The sequence below is a fragment of the Shimwellia pseudoproteus genome (genome assembly GCF_016415625.1).
Taxonomy (GTDB): domain Bacteria; phylum Pseudomonadota; class Gammaproteobacteria; order Enterobacterales; family Enterobacteriaceae; genus Shimwellia; species Shimwellia pseudoproteus.
The window spans coordinates 80,214-103,850 of record NZ_WBXP01000010.1; the positions used below are offsets into that span (position 1 = coordinate 80,214).

19 protein-coding genes and 1 other annotated feature are annotated in these 23,637 nt (G+C 55.4%); of the genes, 8 read left to right on the forward strand and 11 right to left on the reverse strand.

Annotation, left to right across the window (positions count from 1 at the left end):
* Positions 1 to 60: 60 nt before the first annotated feature.
* Both F9C28_RS06720 and ybaL read left to right on the forward strand, forming a co-directional pair.
* Positions 61 to 1,284 (forward strand): MFS transporter, encoded by a 1,224-nt coding sequence (locus tag F9C28_RS06720; protein ID WP_199014469.1) that lies wholly within the window; start codon positions 61 to 63, stop codon positions 1,282 to 1,284.
* A 217-nt stretch (positions 1,285 to 1,501) separates the two neighbouring features.
* Positions 1,502 to 3,232, forward strand: a complete 1,731-nt coding sequence (gene ybaL / locus F9C28_RS06725) for a YbaL family putative K(+) efflux transporter (RefSeq protein ID WP_233148952.1) — start codon at positions 1,502 to 1,504, stop codon at positions 3,230 to 3,232.
* Positions 3,233 to 3,263: 31 nt separating this feature from the next.
* Here the strand turns inward: ybaL and F9C28_RS06730 are convergent, their stop codons facing one another.
* The 9 genes from F9C28_RS06730 to F9C28_RS06770 form a co-directional block, all read right to left on the reverse strand.
* A complete protein-coding gene (locus F9C28_RS06730; RefSeq protein ID WP_199014470.1) occupies positions 3,264 to 4,568 on the reverse strand; it encodes an inosine/guanosine kinase in 1,305 nt (434 codons plus the stop codon).
* A 157-nt stretch (positions 4,569 to 4,725) separates the two neighbouring features.
* Positions 4,726 to 5,694: a ferrochelatase gene (gene hemH, locus F9C28_RS06735; RefSeq protein WP_199014471.1), complete on the reverse strand. Its 969-nt coding sequence runs from the start codon at positions 5,692 to 5,694 to the stop codon at positions 4,726 to 4,728.
* A 172-nt stretch (positions 5,695 to 5,866) separates the two neighbouring features.
* Positions 5,867 to 6,511 carry an adenylate kinase gene (gene adk, locus F9C28_RS06740; protein ID WP_199014472.1) on the reverse strand — a complete coding sequence of 215 codons (645 nt, stop codon included), beginning with the start codon at positions 6,509 to 6,511 and terminating at the stop codon, positions 5,867 to 5,869.
* Between the two features lie 211 nt (positions 6,512 to 6,722).
* The gene (htpG, locus tag F9C28_RS06745; protein WP_199014473.1) at positions 6,723 to 8,594 is read right to left on the reverse strand and encodes a molecular chaperone HtpG; all 1,872 of its coding nucleotides are present in this window, start codon (positions 8,592 to 8,594) and stop codon (positions 6,723 to 6,725) included.
* A gap of 143 nt (positions 8,595 to 8,737) precedes the next feature.
* A complete protein-coding gene (recR, locus tag F9C28_RS06750; protein ID WP_199014474.1) occupies positions 8,738 to 9,343 on the reverse strand; it encodes a recombination mediator RecR in 606 nt (201 codons plus the stop codon).
* On the reverse strand, positions 9,343 to 9,672 hold the full coding sequence (locus F9C28_RS06755; RefSeq protein ID WP_046276079.1) for a YbaB/EbfC family nucleoid-associated protein: 330 nt from the start codon (positions 9,670 to 9,672) through the stop codon (positions 9,343 to 9,345). Before F9C28_RS06755 ends, recR begins: the two co-directional genes overlap by 1 nt.
* Before the next feature lie 84 nt (positions 9,673 to 9,756).
* Positions 9,757 to 11,712, reverse strand: a complete 1,956-nt coding sequence (gene dnaX / locus F9C28_RS06760; RefSeq protein ID WP_199014475.1) for a DNA polymerase III subunit gamma/tau — start codon at positions 11,710 to 11,712, stop codon at positions 9,757 to 9,759.
* Positions 10,363 to 10,430: a sequence feature (DnaX frameshifting element), on the reverse strand. Its footprint overlaps the gene before it by 68 nt.
* A gap of 101 nt (positions 11,713 to 11,813) precedes the next feature.
* Positions 11,814 to 12,365 (reverse strand): adenine phosphoribosyltransferase, encoded by a 552-nt coding sequence (apt, locus tag F9C28_RS06765; RefSeq protein ID WP_199014476.1) that lies wholly within the window; start codon positions 12,363 to 12,365, stop codon positions 11,814 to 11,816.
* A 158-nt stretch (positions 12,366 to 12,523) separates the two neighbouring features.
* Positions 12,524 to 12,892 (reverse strand): DUF454 family protein, encoded by a 369-nt coding sequence (locus F9C28_RS06770; protein WP_199014477.1) that lies wholly within the window; start codon positions 12,890 to 12,892, stop codon positions 12,524 to 12,526.
* Positions 12,893 to 12,959: 67 nt separating this feature from the next.
* Here F9C28_RS06770 and priC point away from each other — a divergent pair, with 67 nt between their 5' ends.
* Together priC and rsmS are read left to right on the forward strand one after the other, a co-directional pair.
* Positions 12,960 to 13,487 (forward strand): primosomal replication protein PriC, encoded by a 528-nt coding sequence (gene priC, locus F9C28_RS06775; protein ID WP_199014478.1) that lies wholly within the window; start codon positions 12,960 to 12,962, stop codon positions 13,485 to 13,487.
* Between the two features lie 44 nt (positions 13,488 to 13,531).
* Positions 13,532 to 13,690, forward strand: a complete 159-nt coding sequence (gene rsmS, locus F9C28_RS06780) for a pleiotropic regulatory protein RsmS (RefSeq protein ID WP_199014479.1) — start codon at positions 13,532 to 13,534, stop codon at positions 13,688 to 13,690.
* 13 nt (positions 13,691 to 13,703) lie between these two features.
* On the opposite strand, the gene mscK is transcribed toward rsmS, so the two are convergent.
* Positions 13,704 to 17,057: a mechanosensitive channel MscK gene (mscK, locus tag F9C28_RS06785; protein WP_269846416.1), complete on the reverse strand. Its 3,354-nt coding sequence runs from the start codon at positions 17,055 to 17,057 to the stop codon at positions 13,704 to 13,706.
* 159 nt (positions 17,058 to 17,216) lie between these two features.
* On the reverse strand, positions 17,217 to 17,876 hold the full coding sequence (gene acrR / locus F9C28_RS06790) for a multidrug efflux transporter transcriptional repressor AcrR (RefSeq protein ID WP_199014481.1): 660 nt from the start codon (positions 17,874 to 17,876) through the stop codon (positions 17,217 to 17,219).
* A gap of 141 nt (positions 17,877 to 18,017) precedes the next feature.
* On the opposite strand from acrR, the gene F9C28_RS06795 reads away from it, so the two are divergent.
* From F9C28_RS06795 to F9C28_RS06810, 4 genes are all read left to right on the forward strand, one after another.
* Positions 18,018 to 19,193, forward strand: a complete 1,176-nt coding sequence (locus F9C28_RS06795; protein ID WP_199014482.1) for an efflux RND transporter periplasmic adaptor subunit — start codon at positions 18,018 to 18,020, stop codon at positions 19,191 to 19,193.
* A 22-nt stretch (positions 19,194 to 19,215) separates the two neighbouring features.
* Positions 19,216 to 22,368, forward strand: coding sequence for a multidrug efflux RND transporter permease subunit AcrB (gene acrB / locus F9C28_RS06800; protein WP_199014483.1), 3,153 nt, complete (start codon positions 19,216 to 19,218; stop codon positions 22,366 to 22,368).
* Positions 22,369 to 22,895: 527 nt separating this feature from the next.
* A complete protein-coding gene (gene tomB / locus F9C28_RS06805; RefSeq protein ID WP_199014484.1) occupies positions 22,896 to 23,276 on the forward strand; it encodes an Hha toxicity modulator TomB in 381 nt (126 codons plus the stop codon).
* Between the two features lie 24 nt (positions 23,277 to 23,300).
* Positions 23,301 to 23,519: an HHA domain-containing protein gene (locus tag F9C28_RS06810; RefSeq protein ID WP_199014485.1), complete on the forward strand. Its 219-nt coding sequence runs from the start codon at positions 23,301 to 23,303 to the stop codon at positions 23,517 to 23,519.
* The last annotated feature ends 118 nt before the right edge of the window (positions 23,520 to 23,637 follow it).

Below are 23,637 nucleotides of genomic sequence, written 5' to 3' on the forward strand. Positions count from 1 at the left end.
GCCAAGTAACGACCACCTGCAGATCCTTTGCATCCCTTCACAATAATAAAGACAGACACTATGGCTATCAGTGAATCGGGCTCTTCCCTGGCCGGTAATCAGGGTAATCGCAAAAAGGCTGGCACTGCGTTTGGCATTTTAGGCGCCATCAGCGTGTCGCATTTATTGAATGACATGATCCAATCGTTATTGTTGGCTATCTATCCGCTACTGCAATCGGAATTCTCTCTCAGTTTTATGCAGATCGGGGCAATAACGCTGACCTTCCAGCTGGCGTCATCGCTACTCCAGCCGCTGGTCGGGTACTATACCGACAAATACCCAATGCCCTGGTCACTGCCTGTCGGGATGTGTTTTACCCTGTCCGGGCTGGTATTACTGTCACTGGCGGGCAGCTTTGAAATGGTGCTGCTGGCGGCCGCTCTGGTGGGGACCGGCTCCTCAGTCTTTCACCCGGAGTCCTCCCGGGTGGCGCGGATGGCCTCCGGTGGCCGCCACGGCCTGGCCCAATCGCTGTTCCAGGTGGGGGGTAACTTCGGCAGCTCCCTCGGCCCCCTGCTGGCGGCGGTTATCATTGCCCCTTACGGCCAGAAAAATGTCGCCTGGTTTGTCCTGGCGGCGCTGCTGGCCATTATCGTGCTGCTCCAGGTGAGCCGCTGGTATGCCGCCCAACACCGGATAGCGAAATCCCAGCCGAAAAAACCGGTGGTGCAAACTTTACCGCGTAATAAAGTTATTCTGGCGGTGTGTATTTTGCTGGTGCTGATTTTCTCTAAATACTTTTATATGGCGAGCCTTAGCAGCTATTACACCTTTTATCTGATGCACAAATTTGGGCTGACGATACAAAATGCACAATTCCATTTATTCGCCTTTCTCTTTGCTGTCGCGGCCGGGACGATGATCGGCGGTCCCCTGGGGGATAAGATTGGTCGCAAATATGTCATCTGGGGGTCAATTCTCGGCGTAGCCCCCTTTACCCTGCTTCTTCCCCATGCCTCATTGTGGTGGACCGGGGTGTTAACCGTTATCATCGGGTTTATTCTCGCCTCGGCGTTTTCCGCCATTCTGGTTTATGCCCAGGAATTGCTGCCGGGCCGTATCGGCATGGTTTCCGGGCTATTTTTCGGGTTCGCCTTCGGGATGGGCGGCCTGGGTGCGGCGGTGCTGGGCGTGATTGCTGACCATACCAGCATCGAAACGGTGTATCAGATCTGTGCCTTCCTGCCGCTGCTGGGAATAATCACAATATTTCTTCCTGACAACCGGGCCAATCACGGCTAACTCTCTGGAAACCCCGATAATTCGGGGTTTTCTCTTTCTGGCCTGCCCGGCAGGCATCGCTATTTTATAAAAACCCGCCGCTTTGTGATTTTTCACTCCAAAACTAATATTTTTGTAAAAAACCACCCATATGCTCAACCACGAGTGATAAATTTGTCATAAACTGTTAACCAGGATGCCCCATTGTATTGACCACCCCTCTACCTAAGGAGAGCGAATGCACCACGCCACACCGTTAATTACCACCATTGTCGGCGGTCTTGTCCTGGCATTTCTGTTAGGGATGCTGGCCAACAAGTTACGGATCTCGCCACTGGTCGGTTATTTACTGGCGGGTGTGCTGGTTGGGCCTTTTACTCCGGGTTTTGTGGCGGACACCAAACTGGCGCCGGAACTGGCTGAGCTGGGGGTGATTCTGCTGATGTTCGGGGTGGGGCTGCATTTCTCCCTGAAAGATTTGATGGCGGTGAAAACCATTGCTATCCCCGGTGCCATTGCCCAGATAGCCGTGGCCACGCTGCTGGGGATGGGGCTGTCTTCGATGATGGGCTGGTCGCTGATGACCGGGATTGTCTTCGGGCTCTGTTTATCCACCGCCAGTACCGTGGTGTTGCTGCGCTCGCTGGAGGAGCGCCAGCTCATCGACAGCCAGCGCGGGCAAATTGCCATTGGCTGGCTGATTGTGGAAGACCTGGTGATGGTGCTGACCCTGGTTCTGCTGCCGGCAGTTGCCAATATGCTGGATAAAGGCGATGTCGGCCTGGCCACCCTGGCGGTCGATATGGGGATCACCATCGGTAAAGTGGTCGCCTTTATTGCCCTGATGCTGCTGGTAGGCCGCCGCCTGGTGCCGTGGATCCTGGCCCGCAGCGCCGCCACCGGTTCCCGGGAGCTGTTTACCCTCTCGGTACTGGCCATGGCCCTCGGGATTGCCATGGGCGCGGTGGAACTGTTCGATGTCTCTTTTGCCCTCGGGGCGTTCTTTGCCGGGATGGTACTCAACGAATCAGAGCTCAGCCACCGGGCCGCCCACGATACGCTGCCGCTGCGCGATGCTTTCGCCGTACTGTTTTTTGTCTCCGTCGGTATGCTGTTTGACCCGTCCATCCTGGTGGAGCAGCCGCTGGCGGTACTCGGTACTCTGGTGATTATCGTGATTGGTAAATCCGCGGCGGCATTCCTGCTGGTGCGGCTGTTCGGCCACTCCCTGCGCACCTCGCTGACTATCTCAGTAAGCCTGGCGCAGATCGGTGAGTTCGCGTTTATTCTCGCCGGGCTAGGGATAACCATGGGGCTACTGCCCGCTAGCGGGCAAAGCCTGGTGCTGGCCGGCGCTATTTTGTCGATTATGCTCAACCCGATCCTGTTTGCCATTCTGGAACGCTATCTGGCGAAAAACGAAACCCTTGATGAGCAGACCCTGGAAGAGGCCATCGAAGAAGAAGAACAGAACCCGGTGGATATCTGCAATCACGCGCTGCTGGTGGGTTACGGGCGGGTTGGCCGCCTGCTGATTGATAAGCTCACCGAACAAGGTGTGCCGCTGGTGGTGGTCGACACCAACCGCAACCGTATTGAAGAGTTACGCCAGCGCGGGATCCGCACCATTCTGGGGAATGCCGCCCGGGCAGAAATCCTCGACCTCGCCCATCTGGACTGCGCCCGCTGGCTGATCCTGACCATCCCTAACGGTTATGAAGCCGGTGAGATAGTTGCCACCGCCCGGGATAAATGCCCGAATATCGAGATTATCGCCCGGGCCCATTATGATGATGAGGTAGCCTACATTAGCGAGCGTGGCGCTAGCGAAGTGGTGATGGGGGAACGGGAAATTGCCAAGTGCATGTATTCCCTGATGAACCCCCCGGTGGCCGCGCCGGACGATGCGGCCCCCGCCGATATTCCCGCTGCCGACCCGCTAACCACCGGGCCTGCCAGTAGCCGCTAATCCTGACGGCGGGGCAAGCCCCCGCCCGGTATTACCGTTCCCAGTAAGCCTCTTCGAGGCTGTCTTCCCGCTCCGGCAGGCCGCGGCTTAAACGCGGCGCATGCTGGTTCAGTACCTGATAACTCACCCGGTTAGCGTATTTGCACAACTGGGCCAGGGATGAGTACGACAGCCAGTGGTACTGGTGTTTGCTGGAGTTCGGCACGTTGCTGCGGTGAAAGTTATTTGCTGAGATATCATGCAGCAATGCCGCCAGTGCCGCATCACCGGCGCCGTTGGTGTTCATTATCTTATCCGGCCCGCCCATATAGGGGGCGATATGTGAGTATATCCGCAGCGGCTGCTGGCAATCTTTACGGCGCATGGCGCGGCTAAATTCGTACTGATTAAACTCGGCAATGGCCCCGGGTAACAGCGGGTGCTGGGTCTGGCGTTTTGCTGCCGTTTCCGTATAACCGGCCATAAATAGCCCTTCAGATCCGGCGGTGCACAGCACCAGATCAACCCAGTCGAGGGCGTTATTCGCCGCCAGCAGGGGGTCACTCTCGCCGGTAAGGGCGCAGGCCTCTTCTTCGTTCATCGCCAGAATCGAGATATGTTGCTTCAGGAAGTCCTGCCACCACTGGGGATTATCGGCAATCACGTATTTGGTGCCGAGGGTCAGCACAATCGGCACATCGTGCTTTTTGGCATACTGGATCGCGCACATGGCGGCGTCCAGCATCGGCTCCCCGGGTTTACAGCGCACCAGATACGCACTCAGCACCAGCGCCGCCGCACCGGCAATAATCGATTCCGGGATACTGTCCGGCGACAGGTGATTCATCATCCCGGGGCTAATGGCAAAGGTGCGCTCCCCCTGGGCGTTAATCAGGGTGAAGCAGCGGCCAATGGGGCCGTCCACCCCTTGTAGGTAGTTGAGGTCGGTGCGGCTGGAGGTATTACACAAATAGCGGTAGGCATAACTACCAATGGGGATATTGCGACACATGACCCCCAGCAATACCGAGCGATCATCCGCCAGCACCGAATAGTTATGCATGGTATTGCCGATGGTGCCGCCAGCAAACTGATGGGTGATCAGATCCCGCGCCACCAGTTCCTGGTAGAGCGCTTCCGCAACCTCATCCTCAATCACCAGAGAGTGGCCAAGGCTCAGCCCATAGCGCCGGACAAACGCATCATCTACTTGCGCTTCAATATCGACCAGGGTCTGGTCAATCCCCACCACCCAGGCGGTACTGACATCGCTTTCAGGTTGGGCGCGCTGGAGTAGCGGATCGCGCAAGTTAACGGGGAAGTAGTGTTTGGATTTTCGTTTGCCGGGAAATTTCATGGTCATGCTTTGGGGATGGTTACTGGGCTGCTGATAGTAGCATAATCCAGCACCGGCGGGGTATCTGCCCGATGACCGGGCCCCGCCCCTCGGTGCCCCCAGGGGCAAACCTGTGCCCCGGGGGGCACTGACCGCGTGAGATAACCCCAGCGGCGGCTTATGGCCGATCGCCGCTGATCAAGCGGTGCATCATGGCAATATGATCCGGATGATCGTTCAGGGCCGGAATATATTCATAGCGTTCGCCGCCTGCTTCAATGAACACCTCCCGGTTCTGGATAGCTATCTCCTCCAGGGTCTCCAGACAATCGGCGGAAAAGCCCGGACACATCACCTGCACATGTTTGACGCCTTTCTCACCCAGCATTTTCAGGGTCTCATCGGTATAAGGCATCAGCCAGGGTTCACGGCCAAAGCGCGACTGGTAGGTCATCATCACTTTCTCTGGCGGCAGCCCCAGCAGGTTCACCAGTTCCCGGGTGGTGGTGCGGCAACGCTCGGGGTAGTCGTCCCCTTCCCGGGCGTAACGCTGGGGAATGCCGTGATAAGACAGCAGCAGCAGATCCGGTTCCCCGTGTTCGCTGAACGATCGTTTGGCACTGGCGGCCAGCGCGGTAATGTAGGCCGGGTGGTCCGCATAATCGCGAATAAAGGTGATCCCCGGGATAGCCCGTTTGTCCGCCAGACAGCGGGCCAGCTCATCCCATACCGCCGCCACAGTGGAGCATGAGTATTGCGGGTAGAGCGGCAGCACCACCAGGCGATCAACCCCCTGGTCGAGCAGCGAATCCACCGCACTTTGCAGAGACGGCGAACCGTAGCTCATGCCCAGGGCGACAGGGACATGGGGCCCGATGGATGCCGCCAGCGCCTGCTGCTGGCGCAGGCTGTATGCCATCAGCGGTGAACCTTCCTCCATCCAGATAGAGCGGTAGAGCCGCGCTACCCGCCGGGAGCGTAACGGCAGGATCACACCATTCAGTAATGGCCACCAGATTGCCTTTGGGGTATCCACTACCCGCGGATCGCTTAAGAACTGGCGCAGATAGCGCTTGACCGCTGACGGGGTTGGCGCATCGGGTGTGCCAAGGTTTACCAGTAATATACCCAGTTTTTCCGGACGCAAAATTCGCTCCTTTCCACGCTAAGAGGCTGAATAGTGTAGCTGAAAATCCAGGCTGCCGAACCTGTCAGTGAAAGAGGTAATGATGATGGCACAGAGTGACAACATTCTTTTATTATTGGTAATAAAAAACCAGGCATTTGCCTGGTTTTTTGCTGTCCGCCGCTGACGAAAATCAGCCGAGGATTTTTTCCAGCTCAACGCGCACATCAGCCACGGCTTTGGTGCCGTCAACTTTGGCGTATTTGGTGTTGCCGGATTGCGCTTCTTTGCTGTAGTAGCCAATCAGCGGCGCGGTCATCTGATGATATTCCACCAGACGTTTACGCACGGTCTCTTCCTGGTCGTCTTTACGGGTGGTCAGTTCTTCACCGGTGACATCATCTTTACCTTCCACTTTCGGCGGATTGTATTTGATGTGATATACCCGGCCAGAGGCGGCGTGGACCCGACGGCCGATAATACGATCGACAATCAGATCGTCAGGCACATCAAATTCCAGTACGTAATCAACGCTGATACCGGCTTCTTTCATGGCGTCCGCCTGGGGAATGGTGCGCGGGAAGCCGTCCAGCAGGAAACCATTACGGCAGTCTTCCTGAGCAATGCGTTCTTTTACCAGTGCAATAACCAGTTCATCGGTCACCAGTTTGCCGGCGTCCATGATGTCTTTTGCTTTCTTGCCCAGTTCAGAACCGGATTTTACTGCGGCACGCAGCATGTCGCCGGTGGAGATCTGCGGGATACCGTATTTCTCCATGATGAACTGAGCCTGAGTGCCTTTACCCGCGCCCGGAGCGCCAAGCAGAATAATACGCATTGCGAAAATCCCCTTCAATTTTGTTTAATTTTTCAAAATGCGCTAAACCATACCACTACACCGGGTATGGCTCAACAATGAGACGCGGGCTGAAACGGTTAACAGACAATATATTGTTCAGGGTGGGTCTCTGGCGGCCAAATGGGGCAAAAAAAAGGCGGCCCGCAGGCCGCCCGCTTCGCGTTCCGGTTAGCAAATAACCCGGCCGCGATTAGATAAGCAGATCATTTACCCGTTTGATAAACAGGTTCGGATCTTCCAGCGTACCGCGTTCGGCAAACAGTGCCTGATCCAGCAGTACCTCAATCCACTCCCCAAACCGGGCATCGTCCTGGGTATCGGCAGCGCGTTTTACCAGCGGGTGATCCGGGTTCAGTTCGAACAGGTATTTCACCTCAGGAACCTCCTGGCCTGCCGCGGCGAACAGTTTCGCCATCTGGGTGCTCATTTCATCGCTGTCGGTCACCACGATAGCCGGGGTATCCGTCAGGCGGTGGGTCAGGCGCACCTCTTTCACCCGATCGCCAAGCAGGGTTTTGACACGCTCAACAAACGGCTCCAGCGCTTTTTCAGCTTCTTTGGTGCTGTCGTCTACGTCATCCGCCAGTTTATCCAGTGAGGCATCGGCTTTCGCCACGGACTGGAAGGATTTACCGTCGAACTCGGTCAGGTAGCTCATCATCCATTCGTCGATACGATCGGACAACAGCAGCACTTCAATCCCTTTCTTACGCAGCAGTTCCAGATGCGGGCTGCTCTTCGCCGCCGCATAGCTGTCCGCGGTGATGTAGTAGATTTTTTCCTGGCCGTCTTTCATGCGGGCGATATAGTCATCCAGCGAAACGGTCTGGGCAGCACTGTCGTTATGGGTAGAGGCAAAACGCAGCAGTTTGGCAATCGCCTGCTGGTTAGGCTGATCTTCGGCCGGGCCCTCTTTCAGCACCATACCGAACTGTTTCCAGAAGGTCTGGTATTTTTCGCTGTCGTCTTTGGCCAGCCGTTCCAGCATCTGCAACACGCGTTTGGTCAGCGCGCTGCGCAGGCTACGGGTGACACTGCTGTCCTGGAGGATCTCACGGGAGACGTTGAGCGGCAGATCGTTAGAGTCTATCAGCCCGCGCACGAAGCGCAGGTAGTTCGGCATAAACTGTTCGGCGTCGTCCATGATAAACACGCGCTGCACGTACAGTTTCAGGCCGTGTTTATGGTCGCGGTTCCACATATCCCAGGGAGCCTGGGAAGGGATATACAGCAGGCTGGTATATTCCTGTTTCCCCTCTACCCGGTTGTGGCTCCAGGCCAGCGGATCGCTGTAGTCATGGGAAACGTGTTTATAAAACTCGTTGTATTCTTCATCGCTGATGTCCGCTTTGTTGCGGGTCCACAGCGCCTGGGCTTTGTTGATCTTTTCCCAGCCGATGACGGTTTCGCCGTCTTTCTCTTCCCGGGTTTCGATTTCAACCGGCAGGGCGATATGGTCAGAATATTTGCTGATGATCGAACGCACACGCCAGTCGTCGAGGAATTCATCTTCGCCTTCACGCAGGTGCAGGGTGATTTCGGTGCCGCGATCCTGTTTGGTGATATCGGCAACGGTGTATTCCCCTTCCCCGGCGGATTCCCAGAATACCCCCTGGTCAGCCGGAACACCGGCGGCGCGGGTGCGTACCGTCACCTTGTCAGCCACGATAAAGGCAGAATAGAACCCCACCCCGAACTGGCCAATCAGTTGGCTGTCTTTTGCCTGATCGGAACCCATTGATTCCAGGAATGCTTTGGTGCCGGATTTGGCGATGGTCCCGAGGTGATCAATTACCTCATCGCGGGTCATCCCGATGCCGTTATCGGCAATGGTCAGGGTGCGTTTGTCTTTATCAAAAGAGACGCGAACCCGCAGCTCGCCGTCCCCCTCGTAGAGGTCCGCCTGAGACAGTGCGCGAAACCGCAGTTTGTCTGCCGCATCGGAGGCGTTAGAGATCAGTTCACGCAGGAAGATTTCTTTATTTGAATAAAGCGAGTGGATCATCAGGTGCAGAAGCTGTTTTACTTCTGACTGGAAGCCACGCGTCTCTTGTCCTTTCATAGTGTTATACCTCAATAAACTGTCTTAAACAGAAAGTTATCCGCCAGAGTGTGCTTTTCCGGCAACGATAAAAACGATGAGGCAGAGATGGGGATGTTGGCGGGGGAATTCAAGCGGAGCGCATCATGTCACGCTCCGATTGATTAATATTTAACCTTCTGGCGCCCCAACAGCGAATGGGACAAGGTGGTACCATCCACCATTTCCAGTTCGCCGCCTACCGGTACACCGTGGGCAATACGGCTGGCTTCAACGCCATATTCCGCACACAGTCCGGCAATGTAGTTGGCGGTGGCTTCGCCCTCTACCGTGGGGTTGGTGGCGAGGATCACTTCCTGGATCTTTTCACTGCCCAGCCGCTGCTCCAGCCGATCAAGGCCGATATCTTCCGGGCCAATGCCATCCAGCGGCGACAGATGCCCCATCAGGACAAAATAGCGCCCGGAAAACTGGCCGGTCTGCTCAATGGCGTAGATATCTGCCGGGCTCTCCACCACGCAAATCTGGCCGTTTTCCTGGCGGCGGGGATTGGCGCAAATGTGGCAGACTTCCTGTTCCGTGAAGGTGCGGCAATCGGCACAGTGGCCGATTTCCGACATGGCCCGGGTCAGTGCCTGGGCCAGGCGCATTCCCCCGCTACGATCGCGCTGTAGCAGGGCAAACGCCATGCGCTGCGCTGACTTGGGGCCGACCCCAGGCAGGCAGCGCAGTGCTTCCATTAACTGCGTTAACAGTGGGCTGGTTTGCATCAGAACGGCATCTTGAAGCCCGGCGGCAGCTGCATACCAGAAGAGACAGAGGCCATCTTCTCTTTCTGGGTTTCTTCAATACGGCGCGCCGCATCGTTGAAGGCCGCAGCAACCAGATCTTCCAGCATGTCTTTGTCATCTTCCAGCAGGCTCGGGTCAATTTCAACGCGGCGGCAGTTGTGGGCCCCGTTAATGGTCACTTTTACCAGGCCTGCGCCAGACTCACCGGTCACTTCCAGTTTGGCGACTTCTTCCTGCATCTGCTGCATTTTTTCCTGCATCTGCTGGGCTTGCTTCATCAGATTACCCAGACCGCCTTTACCAAACATACGCTTCTCTCTTTTGCTCGGGCCGCCTCATCGCAACAACGCATAGCGGCAGTTAAAGATACCAATGTGCAGCAATGCAACACATCACAGTGGTCGAATACTGTCTTCATCCAGATCCGCATCGAAGAAACGGCGCAGGGTCTGGATATTATTATCCGACAAGATAGACTCGCGCGCCTGCGCCAGCTTCTCTTCATAAATCGCCTGGCGCCACTCCAGTGGCGTCAGAATGGCACGATTATCATCTTCAATGATAGTCAGTTCAATGGGCCGGCCATAATGGGCCGCCATTGCCTCCGCCAGCGTCTTCTGGGCCGACGGGGAGTTAAGATGGCGCTGGGCAGGCCGCAGATGCAAACACACCTGCTGTTCGCCCTGCTGCTCTTTCCAGGCATTCAGCGCCAGCTGCTGGACCAGTTTCGGTACCACCAGTTGCTGGATCTCCGCCGCCCACGGGTCACGCGCCAGGGACTCGTCGGCCAGTTTTGCCGCCAGTTCCGGCGTTTTCTCGTGTTCCAGGGCCTTTTTCAGCGCTTTTGGCGTGGCGACCACTTCCGGGACCTCTTCCACTTTGGCCGTGGAGGTCCAGCGGTAAGCGTCTTTCTTCGCCGGAGGTTGCTCCAGCGCCGACGGTGCCGGGCGGGCGGGAACCCTATCCGCAAACGAGGCCAGTCTTTCCAGCGCGCTGCTGGCTACCGGCCGCGCGGAAGTACCCTGCGCTGCCGGTTCATTCTTTTTTGCCCGGGTTCCCCCCTGGCGATTTAACTGGCTGCGCGCCTGGAGCACCTGACTGGTGGCATCCGGGAGCGGCACCGCGCTGGCCGCCGGGGATGGCGCGGCATACTGCTGCGCCGGGGCCGAAGGTTGCATATCCGGCGCGCTGCGCGTTGTCTGGCTACCTCCCTGAGGAGGTAACGGCTTCCCCACGGGGAGCTCCGGCTCCGGAAGCGGGTTCACCGGGTGAAACGCCAGCGCCCGTAACAGGGTCATTTCGACCCCCATCCGGCGATCCGGCGCCCAGGATAACTCTTTACGCCCCACTAACAGCGTCTGGTAGTAGAGCTGGACATCCGCAGGCGGAACCGAACGCGCCAGTTCGCGCATCCGCTGCTCAATGGTGGCCATATCCTCACCGAGGGCACCCGGCGACAACTGAAGCATCGCCACCCGGTGCAGCAGGCTGAGCATTTCAACCAGCAGCGCTTCCCAGTCAGCCCCGCGGGCGGCGGCGTCATTGACCAGCGCCATGACCTTATCGCCTTCGGCACCGGCAATTGCCTCGACCAGCGAGAGGGCCTGGTCATCATCCAGGGTGCCGAGCATGGTGCTAACCGCACTGGCGGTGACCTGGCCGTCGCCACTGGCAATGGCCTGATCGGTCAGGCTTAGCGCATCGCGCAGGCTGCCTTCCGCAGAGCGGGCCAGCAATTGCAGGGCCCGGGGTTCAAACACCACCTGCTCTGCGGTGAGGATATGCTCCAGCTGTTCGCGGATCTGCCCGACATCCAGGGCCTTGAGATGAAATTGCAGACAGCGGGATAAAATGGTCACCGGCAGTTTTTGCGGGTCCGTGGTGGCCAGCAGAAACTTCACGTGCTCCGGCGGCTCTTCAAGGGTTTTTAACAGCGCATTAAAACTGTGCCGGGACAGCATGTGCACTTCGTCGATCAGATAAACCTTGAAGCGGCCTCGGGCGGGGGCGTACTGGACGTTATCCAGTAATTCCCGGGTATCTTCTACCTTAGTGCGTGAGGCGGCGTCTATCTCGATTAAATCGACAAAGCGGCCTTGTTCTATTTCCCGGCAGTTCTGACAGACCCCACACGGGGTGGCCGTAATACCGGTTTCACAATTCAGCCCCTTCGCCAGCAAACGGGCAATCGAGGTTTTCCCCACCCCACGCGTACCGGAAAACAAGTAAGCATGGTGGATGCGCCCCATGGTTAAACCGTTCGCCAGCGCGGTCAGCACGTGCTGCTGTCCAACCACATCGGCAAATGTTTGCGGGCGCCATTTACGGGCTAAGACCTGGTAGCTCATCAGAGAATTTCTACATTGCGGGAAGGTGAATAACAGGCGGTAATGCTAACACAGCCCCACCAGAACGGCGAGGCTGTACTTCACGGTTATTAAGCCGGGGCTTAGTGGCCGGGGAACGGCACCAGGCTGTAACAATGGATGCCTTGCTGCTCCAGACGCTGTTCGCCGCCCAGATCAAATAAATTAATCACGAAAGCGGCATCCTGTACATCACCGCCCAGCCGACGAATCAGTTTGGCGGTGGCTTCAATAGTGCCGCCGGTGGCCAGCAGATCATCCACCACCAGCACTTTATCGCCGGGTTTAATGGCATCAACGTGAATTTCCAGCTGATCGGTGCCGTATTCCAGCTCGTAGCTCTCGGCGATGGTTTCCCGGGGTAATTTGCCCGGTTTGCGTACCGGAACAAAACCAACGCCCATTGCCAGGGCTACCGGCGCGCCAAACAGAAAACCACGTGCTTCGGTACCAACGACTTTGGTGATCCCGGCGGCCTTATATTTCGCTACCAGCAACTCAATGCTGAGCGCATAAGCGTTAGGATCTTCCAGCAGGCTGGTGACGTCACGGAACAAGATGCCCGGTTTTGGGTAATCCTGAACGCTCTTAATGCTGTTTTTGAGAAATTCAAGCTGTTGCGCAGTCGCGGTCATGGGTATTTGCCTGATAAAAACATGTTACTTACAGGGCGGTTGGCGGCTCCGGCCATATCCGTTGTTCATCCCTTAACCGGACGCACCTGTACTCGAAAACGCTCGAATTTACTGGCTGCGGACAACAAATGCAACCTTCCCGAAAAGCTTTACGATTTTTATTGTTTTCCATCAACAACCGGAATTCGCCATAAAAAGCGTAGCAGCACAATCAGGATAACCACCAGCAGTATTCGCACCCACAGCAGGTTCACCAGCCACAGCGACACCGCAAAGGTCACCAGCGTGAACCCCATGGCCCGGGGCTTTGCGCCAGGCGGCATTGCCCGGTACTGCTGCCAGTAGCGGATATAACTGCCAAACCACGAGCGGTAGAGCAACCAGTGATGAAAACGCGGTGACGAACGGGCGAAACACCAGGCCGCCAACAGCAGGAAAGGCGTGGTCGGCAGCAGCGGTAATACCACACCGAGGGTCGCCAGCCCTACCGCTAGCCAGCCAATAATGAGTAAAATGGTACGATGCATAGCGTATCCGTTGCCCATCTATCTGGTGACATGATGTTAACACAGTGAAACCGACCCACGGAGCACGATGAAAACCCGGCTACTGATAGATCGCCTAACCGAACAATGTGCGGCGCTGAATGCGCAAATCGCGCCGCTGGCCGCCCATAACGCCCTGACTCCCCGCTTTGACCGGCAGCTGTTTCAGTGCCGATCGTCGCGTATGGGAGACTATTTGCAGGAAACAGAGCAAAACCTCAATCATCTGCGCAGTGCTGTTGCGGTCCAGGATAACGCAAAAGTCTCCTGGCTGGCTGAACACCTGGTGAATCAAATCGCCGCCCTGAGCCGGGAAGCCGCCACCTGGCAGCTGCGTGGCCATGACTCTGCCCACCTGTACACTGGCCGGCTGCACCGCCAGTTATTACAGCATCAGGAGTATGAGCGCCGCTTGCTGGCCATGTGCCAGCAGCGCCGTCAGCAGTGGAATGACGCCCGGCAATTTGATGAGCAACAGCGCCTGGCCCGTGAGGTGACGGTGCTGGAAGGCCGCCTCGCCCGCTGCCGGGAAGCGCTGGATAACATCGTGCGTCAGCTGGCGCGGCGTACCCGCTAGCGCGGTACGTAATCCCCCCATTCACTTCACCACAGGTAGAAAATATGGCACTTGAACAGGCACCGGACGAGGTAAAACTGGCCGTCGATTTGATTATGTTACTGGAACAACATCAGATCCCAACAGCGACCGTGCTGGCAGCGCTGGAGATTGTGCGCCAGGATTATTTGCGAAAACAGGAGGCGGATTCCGCCTCCTGTTAGGGGATTGACCGGCTTACGCCGCAGGCAGCTCGCCGGTCTGTTTACCATCCAGATCGCGTTTAACCTCCGTGACCTGCTCTCCGCTGGCATTGTGTAAATGCACTTCAAGCTGGTTGAACGCGATATCAATGCCGTTTTCCCGGCAGAGACGATCAATAGTACGGTTCAGCTCATCAACGGTGTAGCTGCGATCGCGCAGCTCCCGCACATAGAGCCGCAGTTCGTGATCCAGGGTGCTGGCCCCAAAGGTGGTGAAGAACACTGTCGGTTCCGGATCGTGCATCACCCGCGGATGTTCTTTGGCCGCTTTGAGTAAAATCTCCCGCACTTTGTCCAGATCGGAGCCATACGCCACCCCCAGTTGGATAACCACCCGGGTGATGGTATCGGACAGCGACCAGTTGATCAGCCTTTCGGTAACGAACGCCTTATTGGGGATAATGACCTCTTTACGGTCAAAATCGGTAATGGTGGTGGCGCGGATACGGATCTTACTCACCGTCCCGGAGAATGTCCCGATGGTCACGGTATCGCCGATGCGCACCGGGCGTTCAAACAGGATAATCAGGCCGGAGACAAAGTTCCCGAAGATCTCCTGTAAACCAAACCCCAGGCCGACCGATAGTGCCGCCGCCAGCCACTGCAATTTGCCCCAGGAGACCCCGAGGGAGCCAAACACCACCATCGCCCCAATCGCGATAATGGCGTAGTTGAGAATAGTAACAATGGCATAAGACGCCCCCTGGCGCATTTTAAGCCGCGACAGGACCAGCACTTCCAGCAGGCCGGGTAAGTTTTTGATCAGCGCCCAGGAAACCATAAAGGCTATCACCGCAAACAGCAGGCTGCCGAGGGTCACATTACGGGTTACCGCCCCGGTGGCGTCGGTACCGCTGGCGTGCCACAGGGTAATGCTGTCCAGATAGGTAAAGACGGTGATCAAATCCGACCATATTGCCCAGAACAGCAGACCAAACAGCGCGAACATCAGCAGCACGGCAATACGCAACGTTTGCTGGTTGATCTGATCCAGCCCCAGGGGCGGCTCTTCAACCGGCTCGGCCCCTTCGGCCCCTTCTTTTACGGTATTCTGACGGCGCGCCACGGCGCGGCGGTAGGCAATACGCCGGGCGGCAATACTCAACCCGCGCAGCACCGTCTGGTACAGCAGGTTCCAGACAATCACCAGGTAGACCGTTTCAATACAGCGGCCCGCCAGGCGCAGCGTGGTGTAGAAGTAGCCCATTGAGGTCAGCACCAGCAGCGCCACCGGAATTATCGAGAGCAGCGTAATGGTCACCAGCCGCAGGGCGTGGGATTCTTTATCCCGCCAGCTGTCGCGGCACATTGGCCACACCAGTACCGCAATCACCAGCAGGTTAATAAACATCATAAACTGGCCCATGACGTCGTCCATCAGGCTCAACGGGGTCAGCTCGCCAATGACTATCCAGAACAGCAACGGTAACAGCGCCAGGCTAATGCGAACAATCTGGCGCCGCCAGTGGCTGGTGCGCGCGTCCGGCATTGAAAAGTGGCGGATAGCCACGCCGTCTTTTTCCAGAATCCGCCAGCACAACCCAAACACCAGCCAGAACAGCGCCAGTTGTTTGGCAAAACTCCACAGCAATTCGCTGATATTGAGCTCCATCGCGTAGAGGATCAGCCCCACGGCGAGAATAATCAAACACACCGGCAAGGCTTTGAGCAGGTTGATACCTATCGCCTTCGGGGTGTGCAGATGAGAGTCGTGGCGAAACTGCCCCACTTCGCTGTTCAGCCTGGCCAGATACTGGTTCATCCAGACAAAGCGCCAGCGGATCAGCCCGGCGATCAGCAGCAGCGGTAATCCGGCGAGGAAGGCCACAAAGCCAGAGTTCAGCGCTTTATGCCAGTTGGTGGTGACCTTCAGCGACTTCACCTGGGATTTCAGGGCCTGGGGGAAGGCTTTAAACCAGTCCCAGTTCATCGGCTTGTTGGAGTTTACCCAGAAGATCTGCTGGGTCAGCATTTTCCGCAGGGTCTGGCTGACACTCATTAACTGCTGCTGATTGACTTGCAGGTTAATCGACATCATCAACTGGGAGCCAAGCTGTTTATTCAGTTGATCAAGCAGCTCCCGGCGCATATCCATCAGCTGAAGCAGCGCGTCGTGCACTTCGCCGTTCACCTCATCTTTATGCCCCTCTTCCAGTTTGGCGACCACTGCATCGGTCTGGAACAGCTCATCACGCTGCTGGTTCACATTGAACTGTTCGAGGCGTAAATCCGCGATACGATCGCTCATGTCCTCCAGCTCATCGGCAGAGGGCAGCGTTTGCTGCTGCTGGTAGAGAATACGCGACAGCAGCAGGCTGCCTTTGAGCACCGAGATTTGCTCTTTGAGGGTATGTTCCGATTGCTGGGCGCGGTCCAGCCAGTTTTTAACCTGCACATTGCGCGCCACCAGTTCATTACCGCTCTGGGTCGCCGCCAGCAGGCGCTGGCTCAGTTGCTGGTTAACGTCCATTTCCTGGCGCACCAGCGGGTTATTCTGGATCCGCGAAGAATCTTCCGGGGTGACCGCTTCCTGGACCGTGCGCTCCGTTAGCGAGAGGCGTTTATTACTTGCCGCCTGCTGCACCAGTTGCATCTGGCGCTCCAGCAGGTTAATCCGCTCGCTGGAATAGTCTCGCTGTTTTTGCAGCGCGTCCTGAATGGCGGTATTCCCTTCCAGGCTTTTGCGCTGCTGATCGATCTGGGCCTGTAACAGCACTTGCTGGGCCTGTAACTGCACCTGCTGGGAGGGGCGTAGCGCCCCGCCGCCGCTGGTGCCGTTGAGCGCATTGCGCACCTGTTGCAACTGCTGGGAGGCAGACAGCATTGCGGTCTGCGCCCGCTCAGGCTGGGTTTGCATGGTCACCAGTTGGCTGTTATAGGTGGCGAGGTTGTTTTGCTCAGCCTGTAAATCCTCGCTAATAGCGGAGAGTTTCGCCTCCAGCTGGCGCAGTGTCATACCGGCAAAGTTTTTGGCCACCACATCGTCGCTGTCCTGGCCGGCCAGGGCATTGAGATTGTCCGTCGCCTGACGCAGCTGATCCGGTGCTGCTTTGACTTGCGCCTGCAGCTGGCTGGTCTCTTGTTTTACCCGGCTGATTTTTTCCAGCACGTCGAGGGTTTGGGTGAGATCCTGCTCGACCAGTTTATCCTGGGCGGAGAGGTTTTTTTGTTTGGTCAGCGCCTGAAGCTGTGCCTGAATATCATCACTGGTGGGCAAATCCCCACTGGCGGACGGCGCCGCATAACCAGCTGAGGAATAACTGACAAAGCATCCGAACATCAAATACAGAATAAAGACAAAAGCGGACGTCATTTTCCGCGACGGCATGTTGAGCTGCATAATCTATATGTGTTGCGAATAAAAAGGGAATTTTTAGCCCCCGGGTGGGGGATGTAGCCCGGCAGAATAGCATGGCTTCCGGGCACTGAATAGCAGAGGAGATGGCACGAAGTGTAAATATAATAGCGAATCATTTCCCGCCGGAAGTTAGCCGATTTTCTCCGCAGAAGAATCCGCCTGTCGCACCGAAGGGCAGCGCTGTAGCATCTCAATAAAAATATCGACGTATACCGAAGACTCTTCTTTTAAATCAAAAAGATGTGGAGCAAACAGCCAGTTTTCCATCAGGCCGCAGACATAGCTGCGCATCAGCACCGCCGCGCGATGGATATGCAGATCCGCCGGTAACATTCCGGCCTCAGTGCAGCGTTGTATGGCGTTGCCGATACGATCATAGCCTTCCATGCACAGTTTTAATTGGGCATCCCGGGCGGCGGTCATCTCCCCGACGAACTCGCATTTATGAAATAATATCTCCATCATCAGGCGACGCCTTTCTTCTACCACCGTGGCCTGGAGAATATATATTAGAATTTCTCTCATCACTCTGAGTGGATCATCGGGGTATTTTGCCTGATACTCAAGCTCTACGTCGCTGATGCTGACCCCTGAGGATTGCCATATTTCATTAAACAAATCGGATTTGTTACGAAAATGCCAGTAGATTGCACCACGCGTTACGCCTGCCGCTTTAGCGATATCCGCTAAAGAGGTAGCGGAAACACCCTGTTGCGAGAATAATCGTATCGCTACATCAATGATCTGCCTTTTTGTTTCGAGCGCTTGTTGTTTGGTTTTTCGTGCCATAGGAGTGTGGATTTACAGACAGTAGCGTTACATACAGTTATGAATGTATGTACCATAGCGTGACAATAATATAAAGCGACAATGGCTTTTACCCCATCAACCCATTGAACTATTTTCAAATCGGACACTTGAGGTCTACCTATGAACAAAAACAGAGGGTTAACGCCTCTGGCGGTCGTTCTGATGCTCGCGGGTAGCACCGTGTTAACAGGATGTGATAATAAAGATGCTCAGCAGCAGGCGCCGGCAGCGCCGGAAGTCGGTATCGTTACGCTAAAAGCACAAGCGCTGCCGATTACCACGGAATTGCCCGGCCGCACCAACGCATACCGCGTTGCGGAAGTTCGTCCTCAGGTGAGCGGTATTATTCTGAAACGGAACTTCATTGAGGGCAGTGATGTCCAGGCCGGGGTATCCTTATATCAGATTGATCCCGCCACCTATCAGGCCACTTATGAAAGCGCCAAAGGTGACCTGGCCAAAGCGCAGGCTGCGGCAAAAATTGCCCAGCTCACCGTTAACCGCTACAAACCGCTGCTGGGTACTAAATATATCAGTCAGCAGGACTACGACTCTGCGGTGGCAGATTTGCAGCAGGCCAACGCCGCTGTGGTCGCCGCTAAAGCCGCCGTCGAAACCGCACGAATTAACCTCGCCTATACCAAAGTCACCTCCCCGATTACTGGCCGGATTGGTAAATCTGCCGTGACCGAAGGGGCACTGGTGCAAAACGGCCAGGCAACGGCCATGGCAACGGTTCAGCAGTTAGATCCTATTTATGTGGATGTTACCCAGTCCAGTAACGACTTCCTGCGCCTGAAACAGGAAATGGCTGACGGTACCCTGAAACAGGAAAACGGCAAAGCCCGGGTGACCGTTGTGACCTCTGAAGGGGTGGCCTTCCCACAGACCGGGAGTTTGCAGTTCTCGGATGTGACCGTCGATCAAACCACCGGTTCTATTACGCTGCGGGCTATTTTCCCTAACCCGGACCACACCCTGCTGCCAGGCATGTTCGTCAGAGCAAAACTGGAAGAAGGCGTGCGCCAGGATGCACTGCTGGTACCGCAACAGGGGGTTACCCGTACACCGCGCGGTGATGCTTCCGCGATGGTGGTCGGCGCAGATAATAAAGTCGAACTCCGCCAGGTTGTCGCCCCTACCGCTATTGGTGACAAATGGCTGGTAACGGATGGCCTGAAAGACGGCGACCGGGTCATTGTCACCGGTTTGCAGAAGGTAAAACCTGGCGTTCAGGTAAAACCACAAGAAGTGGCTGACGCGGCCCAGGCAAAGACTGAACAAACTAAGTCTTAACTCAAGCAGGAGCCGTTAAGACATGGCTAAGTTTTTTATCGATCGCCCTATTTTTGCATGGGTTATCGCTATCATCATCATGCTGGCAGGGGCGTTGTCCATCCTGAAGTTGCCGGTAGCGCAATATCCAACCATTGCGCCGCCCTCCGTTCAGGTAACCGCCGTCTACCCTGGTGCCGATGCGAAAACCGTGCAGGATACTGTGACGCAGGTTATCGAACAGAATATGAACGGTATCGATGGCCTGCTGTACATGTCATCGACCAGTGACTCTTCTGGTGCGATGACCATCACGCTGACCTTTGATTCCGGTACCGATCCGGATATTGCCCAGGTTCAGGTTCAGAACAAACTGTCACTGGCCACGCCGCTGCTGCCGCAAGAAGTTCAGCAACAGGGGATCGGGGTTAAAAAATCCTCCAGTAGCTTCCTGATGGTATTGGGGATGATAAGCACCGATGGTTCAATGGACCAGAACGATATCGCTGACTATCTCTCTTCCAACCTCAAAGACCCGATCAGCCGTGCGAATGGCGTGGGTGACGTTCAGCTGTTTGGTGCCCAGTATGCGATGCGTATCTGGATGGATCCGAACAAACTGAATAATTACCAGCTGACACCGGTGGATGTGATTGCCGCTATCAAAGCGCAGAACGCCCAGGTTGCCGCAGGGCAATTAGGCGGTGCGCCGGCGGTTAAAGGCCAGCAGCTGAACGCCTCAATCACCGCCCAGACCCGTCTGACCAGTGCTGAAGAGTTCGGGAACATCTTCCTCAAGGTGAATCAGGACGGTTCCCGGGTTCTGCTGAAAGATGTGGCGAAAGTGGAGTTAGGCGGTGAGAGCTATGACGTTGTCGCCAAATTCAACGGTAAACCGGCATCCGGCCTGGGGATTAAACTGGCTACCGGCGCTAACGCCCTGGATACTGCCAATGCGGTACGCGCCACGGTTGAGAAGCTGAAACCTTACTTCCCGCATGGCCTGGAAGTGGTTTACCCCTATGACACCACCCCCTTCATTAAAATCTCGATTTTTGAAGTGGTAAAAACCCTGGCGGAAGCTATCGTGCTGGTGTTTGTGGTGATGTTCCTGTTCCTGCAAAACTTCCGCGCGACGCTTATCCCGACCATTGCAGTGCCGGTGGTATTGCTGGGGACATTCGCCATCCTGGCGGCGTTCGGGTTCTCAATAAATACCCTGACGATGTTCGCCATGGTGCTCGCCATCGGCTTGCTGGTGGATGACGCCATCGTGGTGGTGGAGAACGTGGAACGTGTGATGGTCGAGGAAGGCCTTCCCCCCAAAGAGGCGACCCGTAAGTCAATGGGCCAGATCCAGGGGGCGCTGGTCGGTATCGCCATGGTACTGTCCGCGGTATTCGTGCCGATGGCGTTCTTCGGTGGTTCTACCGGGGCGATTTACCGCCAGTTCTCGATTACTATCGTTTCCGCGATGGTGCTGTCGGTTCTGGTGGCAATGATCCTGACCCCGGCACTGTGTGCCACCATGCTCAAACCGGTCAAAAAAGGTGACCACGGGGAAGGCAAGAAAGGTTTCTTTGGCTGGTTTAACCGCTTGTTCGATAAGAGTACCGATCACTACACCGAGAGCGTAGGCAATATCCTGCGCAGTACCGGTCGTTATCTGGTGCTGTATCTGCTGCTGGTGGTTGCCATGGCGGTGCTGTTTATCCGTCTGCCAAGTTCGTTCCTGCCTGACGAAGACCAGGGGGTACTGCTGAGTATGATCCAGCTACCTGCCGGGGCGACCCAGGAGCGCACCCAGAAGGTCATGGACCAGGTAACGGATTACTACCTGACCCATGAAAAAGACACGGTGAAATCGGTCTTTGCCATCAACGGCTTCGGCTTCTCAGGCCAGGGGCAGAACGTGGGTCTGGCGTTTATCTCCCTGAAAGACTGGTCTGAACGTGAGGGCGAAGAGCACAAAGTACCGGCCATCGCCGCCCGCGCCAGCCAGTATTTTGCCGGGATTAAAGACGCCATGGTGTTTGCCTTTAACCTGCCGGCGATCGTTGAGCTGGGTACCGCTACCGGGTTTGACTTCGAACTGATCGATCAGGGTGGCCTCGGCCACGAAAAACTGACCCAGGCCCGTAACCAGCTGTTTGGTGAAGTGGCCAAACACCCGGATCTGCTGGTGGGTGTTCGCCCGAACGGGATGGAAGATACCCCGCAGTTTAAAATCGATATTGATCAGGAAAAAGCGCAGGCACTGGGTGTCAGCATCAGCGACATCAACACCACCCTGGGGGCCGCCTGGGGGAGTAGCTACGTCAATGACTTCATCGACCGTGGCCGCGTGAAGAAGGTGTATGTGATGTCCGAGGCGCAGTATCGTATGCTGCCGTCTGATGTGAATACCTGGTATGTGCGCGGGACTAATGGCCAGATGGTGCCGTTCTCCGCTTTTGCCAGCACCAAGTGGGAGTATGATTCTCCGCGTCTGGAACGCTATAACGGCTTACCGTCGATGGAAATCCTTGGTCAGTCTGCGCCGGGCAGAAGTACCGGTGAAGCGATGGCGTTGATGGAACAACTGGTTGCTAAATTGCCAACCGGGATCGGTTATGACTGGACCGGTATGTCCTACCAGGAACGGTTGTCCGGCAACCAGGCGCCGTCACTGTATGCTATATCACTGATCGTGGTATTCCTGTGTCTGGCTGCGCTGTATGAGAGCTGGTCGATTCCGTTCTCGGTTATGCTGGTGGTGCCACTGGGGGTTGTCGGTGCCCTGCTGGCGGCCAGTATGCGCGGGATGAATAACGACGTGTACTTCCAGGTGGGCCTGTTGACCACTATTGGTCTGTCGGCGAAGAACGCGATACTTATCGTCGAGTTTGCCAAAGACCTGATGGAGAAAGAAGGCAAAGGCCTGATCGAGGCTACCCTCGATGCGGTACGGATGCGTTTGCGCCCCATTCTGATGACCTCACTGGCCTTTATCCTCGGGGTACTGCCGCTGGTTATCAGCTCTGGTGCCGGTTCCGGTGCGCAGAACGCAGTAGGTACCGGGGTAACAGGTGGTATGGTTACCGCAACCGTGCTGGCGCTGTTCTTTGTACCGGTGTTCTTTGTGGTTGTTCGTCGTCGCTTCGGCCGTAAGGGTGAAGATATTGAACATACACATAAAGTAGAACCTAAGCAGTGATAACCCACTGACCATCCTAAAAGGCCGCATATGCGGCCTTTTTTTACGTCATAATGCAAACCGTGCGCTATATTTTGAATGTACCCCTCATTTCCCAACTAAAACGTGGCACACCAATTGTGTTACTGGTGAATTAGCGCTAGCATAGCAATCTGTTCAGTAAACCTTCCTGTTTCCTGTGTCGTATTTCATGTCGCGGTTATCCGTTTTGATATTTAGCAGGCAAATGTCGTGTTAATACCGATAGAATCAAAAGGTTTTCCGATAAGTCCGAAAAGAATCAGTGTGTTATACTTGTGCTAATCTGATAAACCTTCCGGAAAAGAGGTGTTTAATTACGTCGGTGACGAATACGAGAAACATGTAGTCGTAATTGTAATTTTTCGTAATCGCAGAAGGAAAAAGAACCCGCAGTGATTTATAGTTATCATTGTAAGTATATGGCAAAACAAATTCATCTCCACCAGATGGTGTGTTCACGCTAGCCCGCGGTATTTATCCGAATGTCTGATAATGGGGGATGCAAGATGGACGAGTACTCACCAAAACGGCATGATATAGCCCAGTTACGTTTCCTCTGTGAAAGTCTCTATCATGACTGTTTGGCGAATCTGGGTGAAACTAACCGGGGTTGGGTTAATGATCCGACATCAGCCATAAACCTCCAACTGAACGACTTAATTGAACATATCGCCACTTTCGCACTTAATTATAAGATTAAGTACGATGATGACAGTAAATTGATTGAACAAATCGACGAGTATCTGGACGATACCTTCACTCTTTTTAGCAACTACGGCATTGATGCGAAAGATCTCCAGAAGTGGCATAAGTCAGGTAACCGCCTGTTCCGGTGCTTCGTCAATGCAAGCAGAGCTAACCCCGTTAGCCTCTCTCTCGAAAAATAAAATGATGAATTAAGGCAATACACCATGTGCGATAAACCATTAACAAAAACCGATTATTTAATGCGCCTGCGCCGCTGCCAGACAATTGATACTCTTGAGCGTGTTATTGAAAAGAATAAATACGAACTGTCCGATACAGAATTGGCGGTGTTTTACTCAGCTGCGGATCACCGCCTCGCCGAGTTAACAATGAATAAACTTTATGACAAAATCCCATCCTCTGTGTGGAAATTTGTCCGCTGATTTGACTCGCTACAGGTAATTAGGGAAGGTGCGAACAAGTTCCTGATATGAGATCATCATATTCATCCGGAGCGCATCCCAGAGGGACATCATGAGCCATCAACTCACCTTCGCCGAT

Coding starts and splice junctions, on each gene's coding strand:
- htpG (WP_199014473.1), bottom strand. CDS start 8,594: ATGAAAGGACAAGAGACGCGTGGCTTCCAGTCAGAAGTAAAACAGCTT.
- ybaL (WP_233148952.1), top strand. CDS start 1,502: ATGCACCACGCCACACCGTTAATTACCACCATTGTCGGCGGTCTTGTC.
- mscK (WP_269846416.1), bottom strand. CDS start 17,057: ATGCCGTCGCGGAAAATGACGTCCGCTTTTGTCTTTATTCTGTATTTG.
- F9C28_RS06770 (WP_199014477.1), bottom strand. CDS start 12,892: ATGCATCGTACCATTTTACTCATTATTGGCTGGCTAGCGGTAGGGCTG.
- acrB (WP_199014483.1), top strand. CDS start 19,216: ATGGCTAAGTTTTTTATCGATCGCCCTATTTTTGCATGGGTTATCGCT.
- recR (WP_199014474.1), bottom strand. CDS start 9,343: ATGCAAACCAGCCCACTGTTAACGCAGTTAATGGAAGCACTGCGCTGC.
- dnaX (WP_199014475.1), bottom strand. CDS start 11,712: ATGAGCTACCAGGTCTTAGCCCGTAAATGGCGCCCGCAAACATTTGCC.
- F9C28_RS06730 (WP_199014470.1), bottom strand. CDS start 4,568: ATGAAATTTCCCGGCAAACGAAAATCCAAACACTACTTCCCCGTTAAC.
- F9C28_RS06755 (WP_046276079.1), bottom strand. CDS start 9,672: ATGTTTGGTAAAGGCGGTCTGGGTAATCTGATGAAGCAAGCCCAGCAG.
- adk (WP_199014472.1), bottom strand. CDS start 6,511: ATGCGTATTATTCTGCTTGGCGCTCCGGGCGCGGGTAAAGGCACTCAG.
- rsmS (WP_199014479.1), top strand. CDS start 13,532: ATGGCACTTGAACAGGCACCGGACGAGGTAAAACTGGCCGTCGATTTG.
- apt (WP_199014476.1), bottom strand. CDS start 12,365: ATGACCGCGACTGCGCAACAGCTTGAATTTCTCAAAAACAGCATTAAG.
- F9C28_RS06810 (WP_199014485.1), top strand. CDS start 23,301: ATGTGCGATAAACCATTAACAAAAACCGATTATTTAATGCGCCTGCGC.
- priC (WP_199014478.1), top strand. CDS start 12,960: ATGAAAACCCGGCTACTGATAGATCGCCTAACCGAACAATGTGCGGCG.
- acrR (WP_199014481.1), bottom strand. CDS start 17,876: ATGGCACGAAAAACCAAACAACAAGCGCTCGAAACAAAAAGGCAGATC.
- F9C28_RS06795 (WP_199014482.1), top strand. CDS start 18,018: ATGAACAAAAACAGAGGGTTAACGCCTCTGGCGGTCGTTCTGATGCTC.
- F9C28_RS06720 (WP_199014469.1), top strand. CDS start 61: ATGGCTATCAGTGAATCGGGCTCTTCCCTGGCCGGTAATCAGGGTAAT.
- tomB (WP_199014484.1), top strand. CDS start 22,896: ATGGACGAGTACTCACCAAAACGGCATGATATAGCCCAGTTACGTTTC.